Source organism: Nitrosomonas mobilis, assembly GCF_900103035.1.
In the GTDB taxonomy this organism is placed as follows: domain Bacteria; phylum Pseudomonadota; class Gammaproteobacteria; order Burkholderiales; family Nitrosomonadaceae; genus Nitrosomonas; species Nitrosomonas mobilis.
In genome coordinates this window covers 1-23,823 of sequence record NZ_FMWO01000019.1, presented here as the reverse complement: position 1 = coordinate 23,823, position 23,823 = coordinate 1, and the positions used below count along the sequence as shown (strand labels likewise).

Here is a 23,823-nt window from a genome sequence, read left to right as displayed (position 1 = left end):
CAATGGCGATGAATAAAATTCAGTTTCAGGCAGGCCTGTCACTGCATGAATTTCTGCATCAATATGGCACGGAAGCACAATGTGAAGCAGCATTGTTTGCTGCGAGGTGGCCACATGGCTGGAGATGCCTGCGCTGCGATGGGGAGCGATATTCCTGTACCCATAACGGCCGCAAGCTATGGGAATGCCTGGATTGTGGCTACCAATGTTCTTCAATTGTCGGCACCGTGTTTGAAAATACTAAATTACCGCTAAGAACCTGGTTTCTGGCCATTTACTTGATGACGCAAAGCAAGAATGCGGTCAGTGCATTGGAACTCAAACGTCAGCTGGGGGTAAGTTACAAAACGGCATGGTCGATCAAGCATAAGCTGTTACAGACCATGCTGCTGCGCGAAGAGCAACGCCGTCTGGATGGACGCGTGGAGGTTGACGATGCTTATCTGGGAGGTGAAAGGCCGGAAAAGTGCGGCCGAGGCGCGGCAAGTAAGACGCCATTTGAAGCGACAATACAAACAAACAGCGAGGGGAAGCCACTTTATATACGCTGCTTGACTCCCGTAGCGGGTTTTACATATGAAGCGCTCAAACAGTGGTCGGCTGAATGTCTGTCCTCTACTGCACGAGTCGTATCTGATGGTTTGGGGTGTTTCGGGGCGGTTACGCATACAGCCGCGCAGCATGAGCGCCATATTGTGGGAAGTGGCAAATCTGCTGTGCAGCGTGCCGAGTTTCGCTGGGTCAATACGCTTCTTGGCAATCTCAAGACTGCCTTCAGCGGAACCTACCATGCATTCAATCACGCCAAGTATGCACAGCGCTATCTTGCAGAATTCTCCTATCGCTTCAATCGCCGTTTTGATTTGGCTGCCATGGTGCCGCGATTGCTGCGCGCCGCCGCAACGACAGAACCTCTTCCGATCGGTATATTGAGAATTTCTGAAACAGGTAACTAATCAGGTTTATTTTTAAAAATCATTCTATAGAAAACCAACTACTAGTCAGTGCAGAAAATTGTCGCTCTTTTTGGTTAATCAACATCAAACGCCACACGGCAACAGACCACATCGACAGGATCAAGACTTACCGATACGTGCCGATAGTGCAGATGCATCTCCCAAATCCGTAAACAGGCGATTACTCATCAAATGCCCAGATTTTTTAATTAATTCGAAAAAAGCTATGCTATTTAAGCATCATTCCATTGCCGACAAACTGCTGCGAATCATTTTTTTCAGCTTGGCTTTTCTGGTGCTGTCCGTTCTGATTCTGATGGCGATCAATGAAATAAGCAGTTCTCTCAACACCACTAAAAATCAGCTCGCAGGTCTGGCAAAAGTGATGGCCAATAATTTGCAGGCTCCGCTCGCTTTTCAAGACAGTCATAGTGCCCAGCTCACGCTCGATTCCTTAAGAGAAATTTCTGCTATCGTTGAAGCCAAACTCAGTAACGCACATAACGAAGTCATCGCGGCATTCAGAAATGAAGAACCCGCATGGCTTTCCGATTGGTTGCCGATACATGAAATCCAGATCAATCAGGCCGTCGTATTCAATCAGGAACATCTGGGTAGCCTCAATGTGCGTTATGGACTAGGAGCCATGTGGAAACAGCTCGGCAAGAATCTCGCCTGGACCGGTTTATTAATTCTGATTGCCTTTACGCTGGTATCGTTTGTGGCACGACACATGACCTCGAAAATCGTGCAGCCCATTTCCGACTTGTCGGATACCGCCAGGAAGGTAACGGACTCCAAACATTATTCGCTTCGCGTTGTTACTCAAACCAATGGTGATGAAGTAGGGGTGCTCGTCAACACTTTTAATAGCATGCTCGATCAGATACAGGCGAGAGATCAGGAACTCTCACAACATCAGGTTGAACTGGAACAGAGAATCGAAACGCGCACTGCAGAATTACGCCTCGCTAAGGAAGTGGCCGAAGAAGCCAATATTGCCAAATCGCAATTTCTCGCCAGCATGAGCCACGAAATTCGCACTCCAATGAACGGGGTACTGGGTATGGCCGAGCTGTTGCGGGAAACGTCACTCAACGAAAAACAGCTGCGCTACGTCAACACACTCCATAATTCTGGAGAATCCCTGCTGTCGATCATCAATGACATTCTGGATTTTTCCAAGATCGAGGCCGGGCGCTTCGAGCTGGAAACCCTTGATTTCAACCTGCATGATCTGGTCGAAGATGTCATCGAGCTGTTTTCTGAGCGCGCTTCCAGCAAGAATTTGGAATTGAATGGCCGTATCGCGCCGGAAACACCAAAATGGATCAAAGGTGATCCCACCCGTATTAAGCAGGTATTGAGCAATTTGGTCGGCAATGCCATCAAATTTACCGAGAAGGGAGAAATCGTCATCGATGTTTGCCGGGAAGCAGCGCCTTCCACCGGCAATACTCGCTCGAATCTTGTTGGCGCACAACCGATACGCTTCAGTGTGCGAGACACCGGTATCGGTATCAGCAAGGATATCCTGCCACGTCTATTTCAGGCTTTCTCGCAGGCCGATGGCTCCACGACACGTAAATACGGAGGTACAGGGCTCGGTCTCGTGATTTCGAAACAGCTGGTGGAACTGATGGGAGGCGGTCACATTAATGTCGAAAGCCGTGTTGCTGAAGGAACCCATTTTTCCTTTACCCTACCCTGCATCACGCTGAACCCTTCCCAGCAGACAAGGCAGGTGCAATCGACTTCGGAACTGCAGGGCATCAGATTATTGATCGTCGAGGATAACGACACCAACCGCAATATCCTGCAGAACTATGGATTATCGTGGGGCATGCAGGTCAATGCCGTCCATAATGGGACACTTGCGCTCGATGCGCTCAGACAGCCCTACGCGGATCAGCAAAATTACGATCTCGTGCTGATCGACATGAAAATGCCCAACATGAATGGGCTTGAACTGGGACAACAGATCAAGGCCGACCCTACATTGGCCAAAATACCACTCATCATGCTCACTTCCACCCTGTTCAAAGGGGAGGCCACCATCGCTAAAGAAATCGGCTTCGTAACGTACCTGACCAAACCGATTCGTAAAACTGAGTTGTATTGGTCTCTCAAACGAGCATTGTCAAAGGAGGAGTCGCATTTCACCCAAACTGCCGAAGGTGATACTGCCGTCATGCAGACCAGTCCCTCGCCGTCACTCAAAGGACGCTTGCTGCTGGTTGAAGACAACCTGGTCAACCAGGAAGTCGCCTCGTCAATACTGCAAGGGTTCGGCTGTCATGTAGACATCGCCAACAATGGCCTCGAAGCTTTGGAAGCCGTCAAACAGACAATCTACGATCTAGTGCTGATGGATTGCATGATGCCAGTGCTGGACGGATATGGCGCCACCGGGGCAATCAGGCAGCAGCAGCACGCTGGTGAACTATCACTTTTTCCGATCATTGCTCTGACAGCCAACGCAATTGAAGGTGATCGCGAAAAATGTCTGGCCGCAGGAATGGATGACTATCTCACCAAGCCTTTCAAAAAAACGGTATTGCTCGACAAACTGAAACAATGGTTGCCTTGTGTTGCCGAATCAGCAGTTAGCGAAACGTCACATCCTACAGCAGCCTGTGGATCCGTCGCTGATCCGGAAGAATGGCTCTCCATTCGCTCGCTGGAAACCGATTATGGGCACGAATTACTCAAACAGGTCATTCAGACTTATCTCGATAATGGCAGAAAATTAATGCAAACCTTGGAGCAGGCATGGGACTCGGGTGATTTACAACTCATCCAGCTGACATCACACACGCTTAAATCAAGCAGTGGGCAAGTGGGTGCGCATGAATTGGCAAAACTATATCGCAATATTGAGAATGAAGCACGCGAGCGCCGCTATGATACTTCGGGCCAGGTGCTGGCAAGTCTGCGTCTGCGGTTTGCACAAACCTGCGCTGCCTTGTCGGCTTACCTCGAAGCATCATCAAACAACCTTAATGTGTCATCATAGGAGTAAATCGGCATGCAACAGTCTACTTCCATCATTGTCATTGATGATGATCCACTGATTCGGCTGGTGGTCAGCGGATCATTGCGGGCAGCTGGCCTGAATATCATCGAAGCGGCAAGTGGTGAAGAAGGGTTACGTTTGTTTGATGAAACAGGAGCGGATGCCGTATTGCTTGATGTCACGATGCCTTCCGGAATAGATGGTTTCACCACCTGCGCCGAATTGCGAAAACGCGCGCAGGGAGAACATCTGCCCATTCTCATGATGACTGGTCTGGATGACATGGAATCTATAAACCGGGCTTATGAGATTGGTGCGACTGATTTCATCCACAAACCGCTTAATCTCCCTTTACTCGGTCATAGAGTTCGTTATTTGCTCAAAACCAGTTCCACCACTCAGCAGTTGTTACAGAGCAAGCAACGCCTGCACCAAATGGCTTATTTTGATAGTCTCACTGAGCTTCCCAATCGCGCTTTCTTCCTGGAATACCTGCAAAAGATGGTAGCTCAGGCGCAGCGTAAAAAAACCAAACTGAGCGTGTTATTTCTCGATCTCGATGGCTTTAAACGCATCAATGATACTTTGGGGCACCAGATTGGCGATCAGGTACTGCAGATCGCGGCCGAACGGTTAAATAACAGTATTCGAGGAAGTGATGCCTTTGCGCATTTCGGAGTGAAGCAAAACGACATTTCCCTGGCACGTCTGGGAGGCGACGAATTTACAGTGCTTTTGTCAGAAATCGAACGAGACGAAGATGCGGCAATTGTGGCTGAACGTATCCGCAAAAACCTGGCGCAACCGATCATACTGGGTGAACATGAGCTGGTTACGACCACCAGCATTGGAATTGCGGTCTACCCGGATGATGGAGAAGTTGCCGAGAATTTGCTAAAACACGCCGATCTAGCCATGTACTACGCCAAACGTGCAGGAGGCGATACCCATCGTTATTTCTCGGTGCAGATGACGGAAGCAGCGCTGCGCAGACTCAACCTGGAAAATCACTTGCGCCGCGCCATCGAACGTGATGAGCTGGAACTGCATTACCAGCCCCAGCTCGACACACACACCAGAACATTCAGCGGGCTGGAAGCGTTATTACGTTGGAAAAACAATGAACTTGGGTCGGTCTCGCCCGCAGAATTCATTCCGCTCGCCGAGGAGACCGGACTAATCATTTCCATCGGCGAATGGGTATTGCGCAGGGCCTGTGAACAGGTGCAGGTGTGGCTCGACCGTGGTATTCCACTGACGCGTATTGCAGTCAATGTCTCGGCGGTCCAGTTCCTGCATCGCGGCTTTCCTGGCTTGGTCAGAAAAATATTAAATGAGACGGGTCTGCGGCCGGAAATCCTGGAACTGGAACTCACGGAAAGTGCATTGATCAGCGATGTGGAATACGTGATGGATGTGTTGACCGAACTCAAACAAATCGGCGTTCAGCTTGCCATTGACGATTTTGGTACAGGCTACTCCAGCCTGAGCCGGCTCAAGAATTTCCCAATCGATCGGTTGAAAGTCGATCAGATGTTTGTTCGCAATCTCGAACTAAATCCCAATGATGGCGCAATTACTTCTGCAATCATTGCGATGGCTGGCAACATGAACATGAAGGTAACCGCTGAAGGCGTTGAAAGCAAATTTCAGATGGATTTTTTACGAAATATTTTTTGTGACGAGGTACAGGGTTATCTTTTATGCAAACCCCTACCGGCAAAGCAGCTGGAAGAGTTTCTCAATAGCCAATCGTAGTGCTTTTCTCCGCTACCAGTAACAAACTGCAATGCGGATTTCATTCGTTCCGCATATTTTTCGCAATACGGAGTAGCTGAGAACTGAAATTAAGGCCATTTTTCCTGGCTACACCCAGATCGGCTTCAAAGCCAATCTTTCCTTCCTTAGTGAGGTCCATATTCAGCATGATGCCTGGCTGAATCGTGCCGGGATTATCCGAGACGATCAGAATGGGTTTGCCAGCAACACTTTCAATAATTTCTTTTAGATCCACCATCCTGTTACGACCGACAAACACCAGCTGACAGTCATGCAGCGCGCCAATATCGCTAGTCTCTCGAATCAAAACAGCATGACCCTGCACCTGCTTCTCCCTAAGATGATCCAGATAGGCTCCAAAAGGATGATTGCCGTAAAAACACAGATTGAAGTTGTCATTGAAGCTACCCGGCCATTCCGTATAATGCGCAAAATTATAGAGAAAGGCGGTTTTGATCCGATATTCCGTCGCCGGATCCGCCATTGCAGTCACTGCAAATCCTGGGAACAGCGAGGCACACAGAAGAATACATGAAGAATATTTCAATTCATGTTTGACTTGCCTTATCTGGTTTCCTGCTTGGAAAACCAGCCTGAAAAACCGAGCCAGGCTCGATTGTCTGTTCATGATGCCATATGATCTGCGTGGCTCACAATGGCAAACACAGTCAGAAGCGATAATCCAGTCTGAAGCGCACTGTCCGTCCAAGCTGGCTCAAGCTGTTCTGCCAGTTGGTATCTGCAGCCGGATGTTGATAGTTTTCGTCGAACAAATTATAGATACCCAGCGATGCTCTCACTCCTTTTATTCGCCGGACATCCGACGTCAGATGAAGATTCGAGAGAAAATAGCCATTTGTGAAAGATCCATCAAGCGTTTTGCGCTTGCCATAATACTGCAGCTCATAACCGGCACGCAGGGCTGTCATCAGCGGTATCGGAATTGAGACATTCAATTTTCCCAAGTGGTAGGGTGAATTAGGTAACTGCGCACCCTGCTGTTCGACATGTTGAATGCCATAGCTGCTGCGTAGCCTCGCTCCCCAGTCCCAAGTTTGGTTAAGTGACAGCTCCACGCCTCTGGCCAATACTTTCTTTCGCGTTTGCTGATACTGGGTAAGCCCGCTATCCGGATCAATCCCCAATGTGATGAGTTTGTTCAGATTCCACGCATACACAGTCGCGCGCAGATTCATATTGGGTTGCGGCAGATAATCCGCCACCAGTTCGAGGGTATCGATTGATTCGCTACGTAACCCCGTGTTGGCAACCTGGGTAAAGCCGTCATCATAATCGCGTTCATACGAATTGGGTGAGCGGTGCGCACGGCCATAGAGCGCCCTAAATATCGTTTTAGGTGTGGCCTGCCATATTACTGCTCCACGCGGACTCAGGCGACTTCCAATCCAGCCATTATAATCGTAACGCAACCCTAATGTTGCAGAGAGCGTATCGCTGATACGCCATTCATCCTGGATATAAACTCCTATCCGCAGCACCGAACTATCGACGGTTATGTTTTCTTCTGGGTGGACAGCATTCTTGGCAGTTTGTCTGATGCGGTTATTATTTTGATATTCAACTCCAAGCATCAGCTTGTGGTTAGCCAGGACAGTGGAAAGCAAGCGTAATTCAGCGCCATGCCAGTTACTGGGGCCAGTAAAAACAGTTTTTTCACCATCGAAATAAAGGGGACTTTGCCAATCAAAGTAGCCAAGGAAAAGTCGCCCCAGAACATTGAGTGTGTTATTGGCAAGATTGTCGTTATATTGCAACTGGGTATGTAGTCGTCGGTCCTTTTGCCATTGACCAGGCACCAGCGGATCGGAGAAGTATGCCGCTGTCGGATCCTCCTTCTTGCGATCGCCGTAAATGAAATCAAATGCCAGCGGGCCACGCGTAACGCGCGCGAATACCTGCTTAACATTTTCTCCATCCATACCACGTGCCACACCCGAGATGCCAGTTGCACCGTAATCAAAGAAAAAATCACGTCCACGCGCCTGAAGCCCGGAAACGGAAACCAGAGCGTTCACTCCATTATTGAACTGCTTGCCGATCGAGACGCGCTCCTGCGTCATGGACTCTGCAGTCTGGTAGGCACCCGACAACTCGATGCCTTGAAGGTCGGAACCGCTGCGCGTGATGATGTTGACGACTCCGAGCATGGCATTCTGGCCATAGACTGCACTGCCTGGCCCAGGGAAAAATTCAATCCGTTCGATCAAGTCCAGATCCAGAGGAAAATCGCGTCCGGTAGCACCTTGATCATATGTTGCCTCATTGATGCGATTGCCATTGACCGTCACCAGCACACGGGTGTTGTAGTCACCCGGTAGGCCCAAACCACGGGTACCCAAATAATCATATTGATGTTCATAGGTCGCATAAATACCCGGCAGGCTCGCGAGCACTTCAGTCAACGTGCGCCAGCCATAGGTGCGGATATCGTTATGCGTAATCACCCTGACTGCTGCTGCCACTTCACTTTGCTTCTGCTCATACTTGGACGCGCCAACAACAACGATATTTGCTAGTTCATCCAGGCTGAGATCCTCAAATTGTTTCACTGCATAAACAGTTTGTATTTGCATCAAGCTCAAGTAGAACAGCACGAAAGCAATACTGGAGAAATGGGATGTACGGCGCTCCATGGGCCGTCGTGAGTAACCGTCAAGGGTTTGCATGGTAATTAGCAAGATAGAAAGCACGTGATTAATCTGGAAAAATATTCACCAACCCATATTTCGCGCGTATTTGACCATAACCTCTCCCACCGTTAGCCTCCGAATAAGGCAGGTTTTCTTGTTTTGGCTCAATTTGTATTAAATAGTGAACCTACAACTAGTGACCCTTGACGCGCTGTCAAAGTGAAGTCAGCATCAGAATGCCAGGAGGGTGAAATGAGGCAACGTGAACGGAAGAAGCTCAAGGGAATGCTGGCAAGGCTGACGTACGCGCAGTACGTAGCACTGAAGGAAGGATTGGCTGCCGAGAACGAGGAGGCAGCGGTGATCGAAACGATCGAGATGGAGGGTAAGTCTGTGGTGTGTCCGCATTGTGAAGAAAGCATCGTCAGGAACGGTAGTGCCAATGGTATGCAGCGCTACAAATACTGTGGTTGCGCCAAACTTTCAACGTCCTGACTGGAACACCGCTGGCCCGCCTGCGGCAGAAGGCGAAATGGCGTGCGCAACCTTGCGAAGCGAAGCTTGTCGAAGGCATCGAGCATACCGTGCTGATTTCGTCGATGAGCGTGACACAGATCGATCATTCCCTCAATCAGCACCTCAATGACATTTGCTGTGGAAGCTGCTGGGTGAAAACGTGGTGCGTCGCAGCGGCATTGCCTTACACCATCATGCATCCCGGCGGAATCAAGGATAACGCCGACAGTGAGCTGGGTATCCGCTTCGGCCAGAGCGACAATCTCGGGCGCGGTACCATCAACTGCGCCGATGTTGCCCTTACTGCGGTCAAGGCACTGTTCATCAATCCGGCCGCCTTTACCGCGCTCATAGCGGACGCCTCGATAGAGCTGGCTGTCAGGCCCTTATTTTTCAACACTATTTTTATTCCGAAAAAACAATAATGTTCAGCCTAACTGGAAAATTTTCAATCATCGCCTTATGCTGCACACCATCTATAATTCTGGCTCAGCAAACCGAGGAACCCGTTCCACCGCCGCTTTCACACGCCACTCCGGACAATTCAAGGAGATCAGTATCTCATCTGCAGCGCCCGTGATCGATCAGACGATACAGGATGCTCAGGGAAGCATTGAAAACCATCGACCTACGGCGTATGGATGCCTTATCGATGCGAGCGGTACCGCAACTGCTACAATACGCGGTCGGGGTGGAAATGCGAGGCCACGGTTCATCTTCATTGGTTGCCATTCGCGGGCAGGTGGTGCCTTTTCACCGCTTATGAATGGCTCGACACCAAGGACAAGCGGACCGACTTGCGGCTGCGTGGTCGAACAGCGGATCGCACGGTGCGGGTGCAAAACATGTTTTCCTATCTCAACAAGCTCTTTTTCAGCGTCAATCTGATCTCGCAGTGGAATTACTTCGGGCAGAATGCTGTACGGCAGGATGTGCTGGTCGATCATTTCAACATGGATATCAAGCTTGGTTATTTTTTCACCAATCGGCTTAATCTGTTTACCGGCATTGGTAACATTACCAACCGCATACCATCGGATGGCTATTCCGGTGTAACGCGCGCGCTCAATCCTTCCTGGGGCTCGTTTTTATTATGGCAGGACAAGCTTCCGGTTTTAGTTACTATAAAAGTTTTTCAACTGCAGCACGCCAGCCAGTATAAAGCCGTGCCCTCACATCCTCCGGCATTACAGGCTGAAAAATGCGCTCGCAACGCCAGTTTTTTTGCATAACTTCCAGCCCTGGAAACAATCCGACCGTTATACCCGCAAGACAGGCAGCACCAAGCGCGGTGGCTTCCGTTATGACGGGTACTTCCACTGGTCTGCCGAGCATGTCCGCAAGAAACTGGCACATGAATTGGTTCGCAACCAGTCCCCCATCAATGCGAATGACAGAGGCTTGATATCCACCATCACCTTCGATTGCCGTGATCAGATCACGAGTCTGAAAACCTTGCGCTTCCAGTGCGGCACGGGTGATATGCGCTTTGGTTGTCTCGCGCGTCAGGCCGTAAATCATGCCACGCACATCCGACTGCCAGTAAGGCGCGCCAAGACCGGTAAAAGCTGGAACAAAGTAAACATCGTTACTGTCCGGCACACTTAGGGCAAGTGTTTCACTCATGGCGCTGTCCGAAAAAAATTCAAGATTGTCACGCAGCCATTGGATTGCAGCGCCTGCCACGAAAATGGAGCCCTCTATGGCATAAGTCGTTTTTCCTGCGAGGCGGTAAGCAGGGGTGGTCAATAATCGGTGTTTTGACGCCCTGAATTCCTGCCCGATATTCATCAGCGCGAAACAACCGGTTCCATAAGTAGATTTCACCATGCCGGGTGCGATGCATCCCTGCCCGATCAATGCCGCGTGCTGATCACCCGCCATGCCGCCTATCAGTATTTCCCTGCCGAATAATACTCTATCAGTTACTCCAAAATCAGCGGCATTATCCTTGACCTGCGGCAGGATGGCATCAGGAATACCGAACAGGGTGAGCAGTTCTTCATCCCATTGCTGGGTATGAATATTGAATAACAGAGTGCGCGCGGCGTTGGTGGCATCCGTGGCATGCACCTTGCCGCCGGTCAGATACCATAGCAGGTAGCAATCTATCGTGCCGAACGCCAGTTCACCACTTCGTGCCCAGTTGCGTGCGCCATCGACGTGATCCAGTATCCAGGCAATTTTTCCTGCCGAGAAATAAGGATCAAGCAGCAGGCCGGTTTTGGCTGTCACCAGTGGCTCATGTCCCCACTGTTTGAGTTTCTCGTAAAAACTAGTAGTCCGACGGTCCTGCCACACAATTGCGGGGTAAACTGGTTTTCCGGTTGTGCGGTCCCAGATGATGCTGGTCTCACGCTGATTAGTGATCCCAATGACTGCCACGGAAGATGCGCCATTCGGTACCTTATCGAGTACTTTTCGACAAACTTCAAGTGTATCCTGCCAAATAGCCTCCGGTTTCTGTTCTACCCAACCTTTCTGCGGATATTGCAGTGTCAGTTCTTTCTGGTAGACAGCCAGCTTATCAAGTGTTGCAGAAAACAGGATGGCACGGGTGCTGCTCGTTCCCTGGTCAATCGCCAGAATGGCCGGTTTATTGCTCATTGAAAACCTGCGCACTGCAATTCATCTCAGTACATGAAACCTGGGAACTCATTCAACCGTAACAGATTTTGCCAGATTTCTAGGTTTGTCGACATCGGTTCCTTTTTGCAGAGCAACATGATAAGCAAGTAACTGCAGTGGAATCGTATGCAGAACGGGGCTCAATACGCCACGATGTTCCGCCAGCCGGATAATATGCACGCCCTCACTTTCCTCAATACGGGAATCCGCGTCGGCAAAAACATATAGTCGCCCTCCCCTTGCGCGCACCTCGTGCAGATTGGACTTCAGTTTCTCCAGCAAAGCATCGTTGGGAGCAATGACTACTACCGGCATTTCGCTATCTACCAGCGCCAGTGGGCCATGCTTGAGTTCGCCGGCAGCATAGGCTTCAGCATGAATATAGGATATTTCCTTGAGTTTAAGCGCGCCTTCCATGGCAATCGGGTAATGCACCCCGCGACCGAGGAACAGAGCGTGCTGTTTTTGGGAAAAATCACCTGCCCATTGCTGAATCTGTTCTTCTGTCTTCAGCGCATGCTGAATGGCAACCGGCAAGTGACGTAACTCGGCAATCAATTTCTGTTCCAATGCGATTGGTAGTTTGCCGCGCAGCTTGGCAAAAACTGCGGTCATAAGTAATAATACCGCAAGCTGAGTCGTGAATGCCTTGGTTGAAGCCACTCCGATTTCGGGGCCAGCGCGCGTGAGGAATCTCAGGTCAGCCTGGCGTATCAGAGCGCTTTCCGGGACGTTACACACCGCAAGGCTGTGCGTGTGACCGAGTGATTTCGCATAGTTCAGTGCTGCCAAAGTATCTGCAGTTTCTCCGGATTGGGAGATGCCAATCACGAGCGTATAAGGGTCAGCGATAGGTTCACGGTAACGATACTCACTCGCAATCTCGACTTGACAGGGTAATTTCGCGATCGACTCCAGCCAGTATTTGGCTACCAGTCCGGCATGAAAACTGGTACCACAAGCCAATATCAGAATACCGCGTGTTTTGGCAAAAATATCGACTGCCTGACTTCCGAATAGAAGAGGTGAAATGGACTGTGCGCCTAGCACCATTTCCAGGGTATTGGCGATGGCAACGGGTTGCTCGAAAATTTCCTTCTGCATGAAATGTGAGTAAGACCCGAGCTCGACTGCATCTCTCGCAAGGTCGAGCTCACGGATGGTACGCGTGACCTGCTGCATGCCATTGCCATCGGGATCATTCATGATCTGGTAACGATCGCGATACAACTCAGCGACATCGCCTTCTTCCAAATAAATGATGCGGTTGGTGATCTGGATCAGCGCAGAAGCATCCGAAGCCGCAAAGAATCCGTCATCACTCAGACCCAGCAGCAACGGCGCACCATTCCTCGCCAGAACCAACCTCTCAGGATATTGTTCCTCTATCACCGCAATGGCATAAGCCCCTTTCAATTCCTTGATGGCATCGGTTACAGCCTGTAACAAATTCCCGTTAGCGTGCAGATAATGTGAAATCAAATGTGCAATGACTTCTGTATCGGTATCGGACAGAAATTCAAATCCGGACTGCTGCAAGCGTTGGCGCAAGCTGTCATGATTCTCGATAATACCGTTGTGCACAACTGCAATTTTTCTTGCTTCGCCAGATAGATGGGGATGAGCATTACGCTCACTGGGAGCGCCATGTGTCGCCCAGCGGGTATGTGCGATTCCGCTCAGGCCGGAGGTATTTTGCTGAAACACCTGTTTTTCTAATTCAGCAACACGCTCCGTCGTTCGCAATCGGTGCAGCCGTCCATTCGCAACTACGATACCGGCCGAGTCATAGCCGCGATATTCCAGTCTGGACAGCCCTTCCAGCAAAAATGGCACCACATTGTTCCGGGAAACCGCGCCGACAATTCCACACATAACCAACCCCTCAATAAATTTTTTTTACAGCAATTTAGGTATGATCTTTTTTGGGACGCTTCCAGTTTGGAATACTGGTCTGTCGTGAACGCGACAAAGAAAGCTGTTCCGCCGGAGCATCGCGCGTAATCGTCGAGCCAGCACCAATGGTCGCCCCCCTGGCGACTTTTACCGGTGCAATCAGCTGACAATCAGAACCGATAAAGACATTATCCTCGATAATAGTGCGATGCTTATGGGCGCCATCATAATTACAGGTAATCGTACCAGCGCCTACATTCACATTCCTACCTATCTGGCTATCCCCGATATAACTGAGATGATTGACTTTGCTACCGGCAGCTATCTGACTATTCTTGATTTCGACAAAATTACCAATATGTACATCTTGATCCAGATAAGTACCAGGGCGGATACGCGCGTACGGGCCAATTCGGCAGTTCTGTCCAATCGTCGTATGTTCTATCAGCGTAAATGCGGACACAACGGTTCCATCTGCAATCGCAACGTCACGCAACACACAATTAGCCTGTATCTTGACCCGATCACCCAGCTCAACATTACCCTCAAACAGGCAATTGATATCGATCTCAACATCACTACCGCAGTTGAGCCTCCCCCTGATATCTATTCTTGCAGGGTCGGCAAGCATCACCCCTTGTAACATCAGTTTATTTGCATAGTTACGCTGATAGATGCGCTCAAGTTCTGCAAGCTGTAGTTTGTTATTCACGCCGCTTGATTCCCAGCTGTTTGCAGGAGAAGCAGAAATGACCCGGATTCCGTCTTTGACCGCCATCGCGACGATATCGGTCAGATAATATTCACCCTGATTATTCGCGTTATCCAGTCTGGCGAGCCAGTCAGACAGAAATTTATTGGGAAGCAGCATGATTCCGGTATTGATTTCATTGATAGCACGTTGGGCTGTGTTAGCATCTTTCTCTTCGACAATCGCCCGTATATCGCCCGTCACTGCATCACGCACGATACGACCATAACCAGTCGGATCATTCAGCTTCACAGTCAACAAAGCCAGGCAATTTGTATGCGCCTGTCTGACCAGTAATTCAAGAGTTTCCGATTTAACCAGTGGGACATCTCCAAACAAAACTAATGTCGCTTCGTCGGCGCGCAATACAGGTAATGCCTGTTTCAGGGCATGCCCTGTTCCCAGCCGTTGTGCTTGCTCGATCCAGACAAGACTCGGATCATCAAGCGCTGAGCGCACCAATTCACCTCCATGACCATAAACAATGCAGATTTGACTGGGTAATAGGCATTGCGCAGTATCAAGCACATGTTGCAAAAGTGGTTTACCTGCAAGTTTATGCAACACCTTTGGCAGTGTCGAGTACATTCTTTTACCGGCACCAGCAGCCAGAATAACTACGTCAAGTCCGCTCACGAACGAAGCTCCTTTTTTCTGAAAACAGAAAACACGTATAACTGAACAATGCATCAATGAAACCGCTAATCTATTGATAATAACGGCGGTCCATCCGGAAAATCAAGAATCAATTCGATTGACAGGTCCCATATGGAAAACAGCAGATATAAAAAAAAGGCGAACGAATCGCCTTTTTTATGTTACTCAATTTCATTAAAACCAATTATGAATAAAATCAATGTCCTCTTTTACGCAATTTCTGGATTGCAGCCAGTTGGCCCATTGCGTCCATCAATTCGGCCTGAGCACGTGCATATTCCAGTTCAGACGCTTTATTTTTCATAGCTTCTTCAGCCAAACGCTTGGATTCCAGTGCTTTTGCTTCGTCAAGATCTTTACCGCGTATAGCCGTGTCAGCCAGTATCGTTACTACGTCCGGTTGAATTTCAAGCATTCCGCCAGAAACATAGACTTCCTCGTCCTCCTTAAGTGGAGCTTTAATACGAACCATGCCAGATTTAATACGAGTAAGCATTGGAGTATGCTGGGGATAAACACCCACTTCACCCATTACCGCAGGCGCAATTATGAATTCAGCAGGGCCAGAATAAATTGAATCTTCTGCACTGACAATATCTAGATGAAATACAGTACCCATTAGCACTCCTAAATACTTTAGACTAATTATTGAATGCTTTTGGCTTTTTCCAGCACTTCTTCAATTCCGCCAACCATATAGAAAGCTTGCTCAGGTATATCGTCATACTCGCCCTCGACAATTCCTTTGAAACCTTTAATGGTATCTTTCAGTGAAACATATTTACCTGGAGAACCGGTAAACACTTCAGCCACAAAGAACGGTTGTGACAGGAATCTTTGTATCTTGCGAGCACGGCTGACAGAAAGCTTGTCTTCTGGAGAAAGCTCATCCATCCCCAGAATAGCAATAATGTCACGTAACTCCTTATAACGCTGTAATGTTTGCTGTACACCGCGCGCAGTCTGGTAGTGCTCTTCGCCCACCACCAATGGATCGAGTTGACGCGAAGTAGAATCCAAAGGATCAACTGCTGGATATATACCAAGTGACGCGATATCCCTTGACAACACTACAGTTGCATCCAGATGCCCAAAAGTGGTAGCAGGTGAAGGATCAGTCAAGTCATCTGCCGGAACATAAACGGCCTGTATGGAAGTAATTGATCCAGTTTTAGACGATGAAATACGCTCTTGCAAACGCCCCATTTCTTCTGCCAGCGTTGGTTGATAGCCAACTGCTGATGGCATCCTGCCAAGTAATGCCGATACTTCCGTTCCCGCAAGGGTATAACGGTAAATATTATCAACGAAAAATAATACGTCACGCCCTTCATCCCGAAACGCTTCCGCCATCGTCAGACCGGTCAGGGCAACGCGAAGACGGTTGCCTGGTGGCTCATTCATCTGACCATAAACCAAAGCAACTTTATCCAGTACGTTGGAATCCTTCATTTCATGGTAAAAATCATTACCTTCGCGTGTACGCTCACCCACACCGGCAAATACAGAATAGCCACTGTGCTCGATAGCGATATTCCGGATCAGTTCCATCATATTGACGGTTTTGCCAACACCTGCGCCACCAAAAAGCCCAACTTTACCCCCCTTAGCAAACGGGCAAATCAGGTCAATCACTTTGATACCTGTTTCAAGTAATTCTGTAGACGCCGATAGCTCATCAAACGGTGGAGCAGTTCGATGGATCGGTTGTAGTGTATCTGCACCGATCTCACCCATCTCATCAATTGGACGGCCTAAAACATCAACAATACGCCCGAGCGTTTTGATACCGACGGGAACAGATATCTGTTTTTCTGTATTCGTGACCATCATGCCACGGCGTAACCCATCAGAAGTTCCCAACGCAATTGTTCGGACGACACCATCCCCTAACTGTTGTTGCACTTCAAGAGTTAATTCTGATCCTTCCATTACGAGAGCATCATATATCTTAGGAATTTCTTCTCGGGAAAACTCCACATCAACTACAGCACCAATACACTGAACGATTTTACCTTGACTCATTATTTTGTTCCCTGATTACATAAAATATTTTAAACAGCCGCCGCACCACCAACAATTTCAGACAATTCTTTAGTGATAGCAGCTTGACGAGTTTTATTGTAAATAAGAGTCAACTCATCAATGAGATTACCAGCATTATCCGAAGCTGCTTTCATTGCCACCATTCGCGCAGATTGTTCGGAGGCCATATTTTCTGCAACTGCCTGATAAACGATTGTCTCAATGTATCTAACCATAATGTCATCAATTACCGGCTTAGCCTCAGGTTCATAAATGTAATCCCACGGTGCACGTTTTTTTTCTATTTCACTACCCCTAATGCGCTCATCCGTCAAGGGCAACAATTGCTCCATGACTGACTCCTGTTTCATTGTATTAATGAAACGATTGTAAAAGATAAAAACCTTATCAAATTTTTTCTCGGCATAAGTATCCAAGACCACTTTAATAGCGCCAATTAATTTCTCCATACTAGGAGAGTCACCTAAACCGGTAATTTGAGAAATTACATTGACACCCAAACGGCTCATAAATCCCAAGCCTTTATTGCCGACACAACAGGCTTCTGTTTGTAGTCCACTTGCCTGCCATTGCCGAATTTCATTCAAAGCCTTTCGCAATACGTTGGTATTCAAACCTCCACAGAGTCCTTTATCCGAGGTAACCACAATCACACCTATTTTTTTTGTATTCTCATGATTTAGTAAAAACGGATGTCGATATTCAACGCTAGCCCGACTCATATGTGCCGCAACATTTCGTATTTTCTCACCATAAGGCCTAGCCTTTTTCATGCGCTCTTGAGCTTTACGCATTTTTGACGCGGCAACCATTTCCATGGCACGCGTAATCTTCTGTGTATTCTTTACACTGTGGATTTTATTTCGGATATCTCTGCTGCTTGCCATAAATTAATAGGCTCCGTTTTGCTTGAATTGAACAATAGCGACCTCAAGAGCTTTTTCTGTTTCTTCATCAAGGTTTTTAGAGGATTCAATTTTTTCAATGACTGCAGGGTGGTGACTAATGATGTGGCCTTTAAGCGCACTTTCAAAGGCCAAGGCACGGTCAAGTTCGACATCATCAAAATAACCTTTATTGAGCGCAAAAAGCGTAACTGCCATTTCAGATACCTTTTGAGTGGAATACTGGTTTTGCTTCATGAGCTCCGTTGCCATCTTGCCACGCTCCAGCTGCTTACGTGTTGCCTCATCAAGATCCGAAGCAAACTGGGAAAAAGCAGCTAATTCACGATATTGCGCCAATGCCAATCGAATACCGCCACCGAGCTTTTTAATAACTTTCGTTTGAGCGGCACCGCCAACACGCGAAACAGAAATACCTGCATTAATCGCCGGCCGTATACCTGCATTGAACAAGTCGGTTTCCAAAAAAATCTGGCCATCAGTAATAGAAATCACATTAGTCGGTACAAATGCAGTGACATCACCTGCTTGTGTTTCAATAATAGGTAACGCAGTTAATGATCCGGTTTTCCCCTTAACTTTTCCATTGGTCGCATTTTCTACATATGCTTCATTAACCCTAGCCGCCCGCTCCAATAAGCGTGAATGTAGATAAAATACATCTCCTGGATAGGCCTCGCGACCAGGTGGGCGGCGTAGTAGCAATGAAATTTGTCTATACGCCCACGCTTGTTTGGTTAAATCGTCGTAGACAATCAATGCATCCTGCCCCTTGTCGCGAAAATATTCGCCCATGGTACAGCCGGAGTAAGGAGCAATAAATTGCATGGCTGCTGATTCGGAAGCTGTTGCTGCAACAACAATAGTGTATGCCATCGCACCAACTTCTTCTAATTTCCGCACCACACTGGCAATTGATGAAGCTTTTTGACCAATTGCCACATAAATACAAATCATGTTCTCATCTTTTTGATTAATGATTGTATCAATTGCGACCGCCGTTTTACCGGTTTGACGATCCCCAATAATTAATTCTCGTTGTCCTCTTCCTACCGGAACCATAGCATCAATCGATTTCAGACCCGTTTGTACCGGTTGATCGACAGATTTTCTCCAGATCACACCTGGCGCAATTTTTTCTATAGGCTCCATTCCTTCCGTGGTAATCGGGCCTTTTCCATCTATGGGATGGCCTAGAGCATTAACCACTCTACCCAGCAGCGCCTCACCTACCGGGACCTCTAAAATTCTCCCGGTACACTTAACTGTTTCCCCCTCTTTAAGATGCTCATATGCACCCAGAATAACCGCACCAACTGAGTCGCGCTCAAGATTAAGAGCGAGGCCATATGTGCCGCCCGGAAATTCAAGCATCTCGCCTTGCATCACATCGGACAGACCATGCACACGCACAATGCCATCCGTGACGGATACAATCGTCCCCTGTGTACGAAATTCCGAGGTATCCGCAAGACCCTCTATTTTGTTTTTGATTAATTCACTTATTTCTGATGGGTTCAACTGCATTCTATTAACTCCTAGCTTTTGAGGGCAGCTGTCATTGCAGCCAATTTTCCTGATACAGAGCTGTCTATTACCTGATCACCTATTTCAATTTTTACGCCACCAATCAAATCAGCATCAACCACACTGGTCACATTAACTTCACGCTGAAACTTGGTTCGTAATATTGATACAAGTTTTTCTTGCTGATCTGACTTCAGGGGAAACGCCGAAATTATTCTTGCTTCAAGCACATTCTCATACTGAGTTCTGAGGTGCTCGTAAAGCGCTTTTAACTGTGGGAAAATTTGCAAACGTTTGTTGTCCACCATAACGTCGATCAAATTTTCAGCTTCCTTGCTCAGTTTTGCTGAATATGACTCAACAATGATTTCGCACAATTTATCTGCGGGCACACGAGGATTATTCAGAAGAGCGTTTATCTGTTTGTCAGACAGAATTTCTGAAATCACACCCAAAATTTCCGACCATGCCGATAATTTTTTTCCTTCCTTTGCCAACTTAAAAATTGCCTCAGCATAAGGTCTGGCAATTGTAATTGCTTCAGCCATAATTATTTCAACTCTGTTTCGAGTGATGTCAGCAAATCAGCGTGCGCTTTAGAATCGATTTCTCTGCGAAGAATTTTAGTTGCCCCCTGTACCGCCAAACTGGAAACCTGCTGACGCAGCACTTCACGTGCGCTGAAAATCTCATGCTCAATTTCTGCTTTTGCACCAGCAATAATTTTTTTACCCTCTTCCTTGGCCGCAAGCTTTGCCTCATCAATAATATCAGCTGCTCTTTTTTCAGCCTGAATGACTATTTCATTAGCACGCTGCTTAGCAGCTTTCAATGTATCAGACGATCGCTGACTAGCAAGCTCTAACTCTTTTTTTCCACGCTCACCAGCAGCCAACCCATCGGCAATCTGTTTTTGCCTGTCTTCAATCGCACGCAACAAAGGCGGCCAGACAAACTTTACAGTAAACCAAATAAAAATTGAAAAAGCTATTGCTTGCGAGACCAGTGTAAAATTTATATTCATATCTATCTACTTACTCGCCATTTAGAATGAATTTAACCTTATTGAATAACCGCCAGCAATGGATTGCCAAATGCAAACAACATTGCAAGACCAACTGCAATAATAAAAGAAGCATCTGTCAAGCCAAGCAACAAAAAAACCTTTCCTTGTAAAGTTGGGATCATTTCAGGCTGACGTGCAGCTCCTTCAAGGAAGCGACTGCACATGATTCCCACACCAATACATGCCCCTGCCGAACCCAACCCAATCATCAAACCAATACCAATACCGGTATATGCCTGAATCATTGCGAGAAATTGTACGTTATCCATTATTTCCTTCCTTTGATTTATTTAAAGTTAAAAAAACTACTGCTAGTTACTAATATGTAATCAATGCGACTCTTGTGCCATAGACAGATAAACCACTGTTAACATCATAAAAATGAATGCTTGCAAGGTAACAATCAGTATATGGAAAATTGCCCAACCCGCACCTAGAATGGCTCCAAAAACCGCTCCCGCCGCACCAGTTGCCGCCCACATTCCAAGCAACAAAAATATAATTTCGCCAGCATAGATATTCCCAAAAAGCCGCAGCGAATGCGAGAGCGGCTTGGACACATACTCAATTAGATTAAACAGCAGATTAAGCGGCCACAATATTGGATTTTTGCCAAACGGACTAAATACAAGCTCACCCAGCCAGCCACCAATACCCTTAACCTTAATACCAAAGTAAATTGTCAGTATCCAAATTGATAAAGCCAGCGCAAAAGTAGTATTAACGTCTGTCGTTGGAACGCTACGCCAATTATGCAAACCGAATACATTCTCATAAACCGCCGCCATAATATCAATTGGCAGCAAATCCATGGCATTTAGTATCAATACCCACACAAAAATTGTCAGAGCTGCTGGCGCGACAAACGAGTGCCGATCCCCATGAAATGTATTTTTTACCTGATCATCTATAAATTCTATTAAAAGCTCAACAAAAGCCTGCTTTTTGCTTGGGACCCCACTAGTAGCAGTTCTTACGATCATCCATATCGCCCCTAAACTTAACACTCCTAGTAGGACCGACATTACAAGAGTATCGATATGTAAAACCCAAAACGGACCCTCGCCGATATTTGTCGTCAGGTTGGTTAGATGATGCTGGATGTAAGATGTTGGAGTTAACTCGGTTTCAGATGCCATTTTTCTTAATTTATTTATTTGCCGTTTCGCACATTGTTATTTAACATTGCTGTTTTTGATGGCACAAATAAAGCCATACTCGACATTATTACCGCACCTATAAAGGAACAGATAAAAATAACCGGCTTAACATTTTGATAATTTTCTAAAACAGTCCAGAGCGCTACGATAATTATAAAAACTTTTAATAATTCTGCTCGCAGAGCAGTCCGAAGAGTGCCACTGGCAGTGAAACCTTTATGCCTTGATATTACCACCGCATAAGCAGACGCAGCTCCAGCACTTATCAGAGCACCCAGAAACCCTGAAATGGCTCCGTGAAAACCAGAGGTTATGCCAAAAATGATTGCGATTACTACAGAATATATCAGCTGCCAGTTTATGACTGTACGCAACTGTACGTTTTTAATTAACTCCATTTAACCAGCACTTGATAATTTCCGTCTATTTTTGAGTTTCTGGCATTTTTTTCCGCTTTCAGCCTCTGAAAAGAGAGGCAATTCTATCGTGATCAGACCCGATAGTCAACGAATTGCTAACACACGAATTGTCTGCACGTAAGCGAATGAATGCTCCACCTAACGCCACTATCTGCTATTTCCCTGATCCGGCTTTATCAAACAGCCACCTGCTTTAGCAGGTGGCTGTTTGATTCTATACTCGCCGCACCTCAAATCTTAGCGCTCAAACATGGCCGATGATTTGGAAACCAGCTACATGTCTCATTTTGAGATATTTTTTGAGGGAACATATAAAATAAAATCAGAGGTTTGTCTGGCCGAAGCGAGGGAAGGCGTGCATGAAGCTTACGTCATCACAGTGGAAATAGTTGACTACCGGGGTAGACTAGCAACATTTACCGGCCCTGCCAAAGCGGCGCCCTCAGATCAATGAATATTATATACCCATGCATTAACATATAGTTAATCGCCAACTCACGGTGTAATACACACCATGAATTCACTGACTCAGCAGGAGCAGTTGAACTCCGATACGAACACCAGACAGCGGTTGACCGCTCTGGTTCAGGCGTTGCTCGACCAGGCACAGCAGACAATTCATTTTCAGGAAACCAAAATCCAGGTACTCACCTTGGAATTGGCGCATCTGTGCCACATTCGTTTTGTCAAAAAAAGGAAACATTATCGACGCTATCACCGACGCTACTCAATCTGTTTGAGGAATCAATGCTGCCTGATATTGCAGCCATCGAAGTAGAAATCGAGCAGATCGATAGCATGCTCAAAGCTGATAACGTCAGGTCGCAGCAGTCATGTGCCGGCTGCCAACCGTTACCGCCAGATCACCTGCTGCGCATCGAACACTGGCATAAACCCGCATCCCGCCAATGCGAATGAATGGAAGTGGCATAACCATGATTAAACAGCTACGAATATGGAACTTCAAAGGATGGAAAGATACAGGCACTATTCGCATGACCCCTATTTCTTTGATCTTTGGTGCAAACAGTTCCGGAAAGTCCAGTATTGGCCAGTTTCTGATGATGTTGAAGCAAACTGCCGAATCGCAGGATCGTAAAGCTATTTTTTATCCCGGAGGGGAAAATAGTGCTGTTCAGTTGGGATCGTATCGCGAGATGGTCTATCAAAGGAATCTCGACAATGAAATCGCCTTTGAATACGAGTGGGGGGCATTTAAGAAACTCAAATTCAGGGACGCAGTTTCACAAACCAATTCCTGATTAGCAACGAACGTCAGCCATTCGAATAGAGTGCAAGGGCTGCGGAGTGGTCGAAGCAGCGGCGATCAGCAATCGTTCGTGCAGTGAGCAAAGATCAAAACGCCGGTTGAATCGGTAACTGAAGGCGGCAAGATAACGAGCGGCATACTTGCGGAAGTTGAAAGCATGGTAACAACCCGACAAACTGGTCTTGAGATTGCCGAGGATAGTGTTGATCCACCGGAACTCGGGAGTCTCCTTTGGTTTGCATCCGGCGATAACTGTAAAATGGCGGCTACAGCCAATTTTGGTGACGGCACCAAAGCAGGCCAAGGCATCCGAGAACACCGTGCAGCCGGGTGCCAGACAATCCTTTGCCCAGGCTGAAATTGCCTTTAGCGTAAATCCCGAGACTGGGGTAAGCCTCACGCGCAAAGGGTGATCATCTTCAGTCAGAGACACAGCGGCAACAATGGGCACCTTATTCTCTGAACCTCTACCCGCTTTTCCTCCCGCACGCTCTCCACCAAGATAAGCATCATCGACCTGGATTCTGCCATCAAGGACATAGCGCTCCTCACGATTAGCCATCGCCTGCATCAGTTTGTG

General features: G+C 47.5%; 24 protein-coding genes and 1 pseudogene. 9 read left to right on the top strand and 16 right to left on the bottom strand.

The window, feature by feature from the left end:
- The first annotated feature begins 2 nt into the window (after positions 1-2).
- From NSMM_RS00685 to NSMM_RS00675, 3 genes are all read left to right on the top strand, one after another.
- Complete coding sequence (locus NSMM_RS00685; protein WP_090283604.1) at positions 3-956, top strand: IS1595 family transposase; 954 nt, start codon at positions 3-5, stop codon at positions 954-956.
- 226 nt (positions 957-1,182) lie between these two features.
- Positions 1,183-3,972, top strand: coding sequence for a response regulator (locus NSMM_RS00680; protein ID WP_143001810.1), 2,790 nt, complete (start codon positions 1,183-1,185; stop codon positions 3,970-3,972).
- Positions 3,973-3,984: 12 nt separating this feature from the next.
- Positions 3,985-5,730, top strand: coding sequence for a putative bifunctional diguanylate cyclase/phosphodiesterase (locus NSMM_RS00675; protein WP_090283600.1), 1,746 nt, complete (start codon positions 3,985-3,987; stop codon positions 5,728-5,730).
- Between the two features lie 40 nt (positions 5,731-5,770).
- On the opposite strand, the gene NSMM_RS00670 is transcribed toward NSMM_RS00675, so the two are convergent.
- Entirely contained in the window at positions 5,771-6,235 is a 465-nt protein-coding gene (locus NSMM_RS00670) for a YfiR family protein (protein WP_176753813.1), read from the bottom strand.
- 184 nt (positions 6,236-6,419) lie between these two features.
- Positions 6,420-8,438, bottom strand: coding sequence for a TonB-dependent receptor plug domain-containing protein (locus tag NSMM_RS00665; RefSeq protein ID WP_245654619.1), 2,019 nt, complete (start codon positions 8,436-8,438; stop codon positions 6,420-6,422).
- A gap of 360 nt (positions 8,439-8,798) precedes the next feature.
- On the opposite strand from NSMM_RS00665, the pseudogene NSMM_RS16905 reads away from it, so the two are divergent.
- The 3 genes and pseudogenes from NSMM_RS16905 to NSMM_RS14965 form a co-directional block, all read left to right on the top strand.
- A pseudogene (locus NSMM_RS16905) lies at positions 8,799-8,947 on the top strand (transposase); the annotation flags it as partial.
- Positions 8,948-8,974: 27 nt separating this feature from the next.
- The gene (locus NSMM_RS00655; protein ID WP_425412340.1) at positions 8,975-9,343 is read left to right on the top strand and encodes a Rossmann-fold NAD(P)-binding domain-containing protein; all 369 of its coding nucleotides are present in this window, start codon (positions 8,975-8,977) and stop codon (positions 9,341-9,343) included.
- Between the two features lie 216 nt (positions 9,344-9,559).
- A complete protein-coding gene (locus NSMM_RS14965; RefSeq protein ID WP_143001809.1) occupies positions 9,560-10,150 on the top strand; it encodes a hypothetical protein in 591 nt (196 codons plus the stop codon).
- Here the strand turns inward: NSMM_RS14965 and glpK are convergent.
- The 12 genes from glpK to NSMM_RS00590 form a co-directional block, all read right to left on the bottom strand.
- Positions 10,041-11,525 carry a glycerol kinase GlpK gene (gene glpK, locus NSMM_RS00645; RefSeq protein ID WP_090283591.1) on the bottom strand — a complete coding sequence of 495 codons (1,485 nt, stop codon included), beginning with the start codon at positions 11,523-11,525 and terminating at the stop codon, positions 10,041-10,043. The two genes, NSMM_RS14965 and glpK, sit on opposite strands and share 110 nt — an antisense overlap.
- A gap of 48 nt (positions 11,526-11,573) precedes the next feature.
- The gene (glmS, locus tag NSMM_RS00640; RefSeq protein WP_090283589.1) at positions 11,574-13,421 is read right to left on the bottom strand and encodes a glutamine--fructose-6-phosphate transaminase (isomerizing); all 1,848 of its coding nucleotides are present in this window, start codon (positions 13,419-13,421) and stop codon (positions 11,574-11,576) included.
- Positions 13,422-13,455: 34 nt separating this feature from the next.
- Complete coding sequence (gene glmU, locus NSMM_RS00635) at positions 13,456-14,829, bottom strand: bifunctional UDP-N-acetylglucosamine diphosphorylase/glucosamine-1-phosphate N-acetyltransferase GlmU (protein ID WP_176753812.1); 1,374 nt, start codon at positions 14,827-14,829, stop codon at positions 13,456-13,458.
- Between the two features lie 217 nt (positions 14,830-15,046).
- The gene (locus NSMM_RS00630; protein WP_090283585.1) at positions 15,047-15,469 is read right to left on the bottom strand and encodes a F0F1 ATP synthase subunit epsilon; all 423 of its coding nucleotides are present in this window, start codon (positions 15,467-15,469) and stop codon (positions 15,047-15,049) included.
- 26 nt (positions 15,470-15,495) lie between these two features.
- Entirely contained in the window at positions 15,496-16,875 is a 1,380-nt protein-coding gene (gene atpD / locus NSMM_RS00625; RefSeq protein WP_090283583.1) for a F0F1 ATP synthase subunit beta, read from the bottom strand.
- Positions 16,876-16,904: 29 nt separating this feature from the next.
- The gene (gene atpG / locus NSMM_RS00620; protein WP_090283581.1) at positions 16,905-17,783 is read right to left on the bottom strand and encodes a F0F1 ATP synthase subunit gamma; all 879 of its coding nucleotides are present in this window, start codon (positions 17,781-17,783) and stop codon (positions 16,905-16,907) included.
- Positions 17,784-17,786: 3 nt separating this feature from the next.
- Entirely contained in the window at positions 17,787-19,328 is a 1,542-nt protein-coding gene (gene atpA / locus NSMM_RS00615) for a F0F1 ATP synthase subunit alpha (RefSeq protein WP_090283579.1), read from the bottom strand.
- Between the two features lie 11 nt (positions 19,329-19,339).
- Positions 19,340-19,876 carry a F0F1 ATP synthase subunit delta gene (locus NSMM_RS00610; protein WP_090283577.1) on the bottom strand — a complete coding sequence of 179 codons (537 nt, stop codon included), beginning with the start codon at positions 19,874-19,876 and terminating at the stop codon, positions 19,340-19,342.
- 2 nt (positions 19,877-19,878) lie between these two features.
- Positions 19,879-20,352 (bottom strand): F0F1 ATP synthase subunit B, encoded by a 474-nt coding sequence (locus NSMM_RS00605; RefSeq protein WP_090283576.1) that lies wholly within the window; start codon positions 20,350-20,352, stop codon positions 19,879-19,881.
- Between the two features lie 38 nt (positions 20,353-20,390).
- Complete coding sequence (atpE, locus tag NSMM_RS00600; RefSeq protein ID WP_090283574.1) at positions 20,391-20,663, bottom strand: F0F1 ATP synthase subunit C; 273 nt, start codon at positions 20,661-20,663, stop codon at positions 20,391-20,393.
- 60 nt (positions 20,664-20,723) lie between these two features.
- A complete protein-coding gene (atpB, locus tag NSMM_RS00595; RefSeq protein WP_090283572.1) occupies positions 20,724-21,533 on the bottom strand; it encodes a F0F1 ATP synthase subunit A in 810 nt (269 codons plus the stop codon).
- Between the two features lie 14 nt (positions 21,534-21,547).
- On the bottom strand, positions 21,548-21,952 hold the full coding sequence (locus NSMM_RS00590) for an ATP synthase subunit I (protein ID WP_090283570.1): 405 nt from the start codon (positions 21,950-21,952) through the stop codon (positions 21,548-21,550).
- 271 nt (positions 21,953-22,223) lie between these two features.
- On the opposite strand from NSMM_RS00590, the gene NSMM_RS14960 reads away from it, so the two are divergent.
- Complete coding sequence (locus NSMM_RS14960) at positions 22,224-22,427, top strand: hypothetical protein (protein ID WP_143001808.1); 204 nt, start codon at positions 22,224-22,226, stop codon at positions 22,425-22,427.
- A gap of 66 nt (positions 22,428-22,493) precedes the next feature.
- Here NSMM_RS14960 and NSMM_RS15430 read toward each other — a convergent pair whose 3' ends face one another.
- Positions 22,494-22,676, bottom strand: coding sequence for a hypothetical protein (locus tag NSMM_RS15430; RefSeq protein WP_090283568.1), 183 nt, complete (start codon positions 22,674-22,676; stop codon positions 22,494-22,496).
- Positions 22,677-22,720: 44 nt separating this feature from the next.
- Between NSMM_RS15430 and NSMM_RS15425 the strand changes: the two genes are divergently transcribed.
- Entirely contained in the window at positions 22,721-22,891 is a 171-nt protein-coding gene (locus tag NSMM_RS15425) for a hypothetical protein (protein ID WP_176753811.1), read from the top strand.
- 17 nt (positions 22,892-22,908) lie between these two features.
- On the top strand, positions 22,909-23,235 hold the full coding sequence (locus tag NSMM_RS00580) for an AAA family ATPase (RefSeq protein WP_143001807.1): 327 nt from the start codon (positions 22,909-22,911) through the stop codon (positions 23,233-23,235).
- Here the strand turns inward: NSMM_RS00580 and NSMM_RS00575 are convergent.
- Positions 23,236-23,823 (bottom strand): IS1595 family transposase (locus NSMM_RS00575; protein WP_143001806.1); only part of this gene is annotated, 588 nt, incomplete at its 5' end.

Coding starts and splice junctions, on each gene's coding strand:
- NSMM_RS00685 (WP_090283604.1), top strand. CDS start 3: ATGGCGATGAATAAAATTCAGTTTCAGGCAGGCCTGTCACTGCATGAA.
- NSMM_RS00680 (WP_143001810.1), top strand. CDS start 1,183: ATGCTATTTAAGCATCATTCCATTGCCGACAAACTGCTGCGAATCATT.
- NSMM_RS00675 (WP_090283600.1), top strand. CDS start 3,985: ATGCAACAGTCTACTTCCATCATTGTCATTGATGATGATCCACTGATT.
- NSMM_RS00670 (WP_176753813.1), bottom strand. CDS start 6,235: ATGGCGGATCCGGCGACGGAATATCGGATCAAAACCGCCTTTCTCTAT.
- NSMM_RS00665 (WP_245654619.1), bottom strand. CDS start 8,438: ATGCAAACCCTTGACGGTTACTCACGACGGCCCATGGAGCGCCGTACA.
- NSMM_RS14965 (WP_143001809.1), top strand. CDS start 9,560: ATGCCTTATCGATGCGAGCGGTACCGCAACTGCTACAATACGCGGTCG.
- glpK (WP_090283591.1), bottom strand. CDS start 11,525: ATGAGCAATAAACCGGCCATTCTGGCGATTGACCAGGGAACGAGCAGC.
- glmS (WP_090283589.1), bottom strand. CDS start 13,421: ATGTGTGGAATTGTCGGCGCGGTTTCCCGGAACAATGTGGTGCCATTT.
- NSMM_RS00630 (WP_090283585.1), bottom strand. CDS start 15,469: ATGGGTACTGTATTTCATCTAGATATTGTCAGTGCAGAAGATTCAATT.
- atpD (WP_090283583.1), bottom strand. CDS start 16,875: ATGAGTCAAGGTAAAATCGTTCAGTGTATTGGTGCTGTAGTTGATGTG.
- atpG (WP_090283581.1), bottom strand. CDS start 17,783: ATGGCAAGCAGCAGAGATATCCGAAATAAAATCCACAGTGTAAAGAAT.
- atpA (WP_090283579.1), bottom strand. CDS start 19,328: ATGCAGTTGAACCCATCAGAAATAAGTGAATTAATCAAAAACAAAATA.
- NSMM_RS00610 (WP_090283577.1), bottom strand. CDS start 19,876: ATGGCTGAAGCAATTACAATTGCCAGACCTTATGCTGAGGCAATTTTT.
- NSMM_RS00605 (WP_090283576.1), bottom strand. CDS start 20,352: ATGAATATAAATTTTACACTGGTCTCGCAAGCAATAGCTTTTTCAATT.
- atpE (WP_090283574.1), bottom strand. CDS start 20,663: ATGGATAACGTACAATTTCTCGCAATGATTCAGGCATATACCGGTATT.
- atpB (WP_090283572.1), bottom strand. CDS start 21,533: ATGGCATCTGAAACCGAGTTAACTCCAACATCTTACATCCAGCATCAT.
- NSMM_RS00590 (WP_090283570.1), bottom strand. CDS start 21,952: ATGGAGTTAATTAAAAACGTACAGTTGCGTACAGTCATAAACTGGCAG.
- NSMM_RS14960 (WP_143001808.1), top strand. CDS start 22,224: ATGGCCGATGATTTGGAAACCAGCTACATGTCTCATTTTGAGATATTT.
- NSMM_RS15430 (WP_090283568.1), bottom strand. CDS start 22,676: ATGTTTCCTTTTTTTGACAAAACGAATGTGGCACAGATGCGCCAATTC.
- NSMM_RS15425 (WP_176753811.1), top strand. CDS start 22,721: ATGCTGCCTGATATTGCAGCCATCGAAGTAGAAATCGAGCAGATCGAT.
- NSMM_RS00580 (WP_143001807.1), top strand. CDS start 22,909: ATGATTAAACAGCTACGAATATGGAACTTCAAAGGATGGAAAGATACA.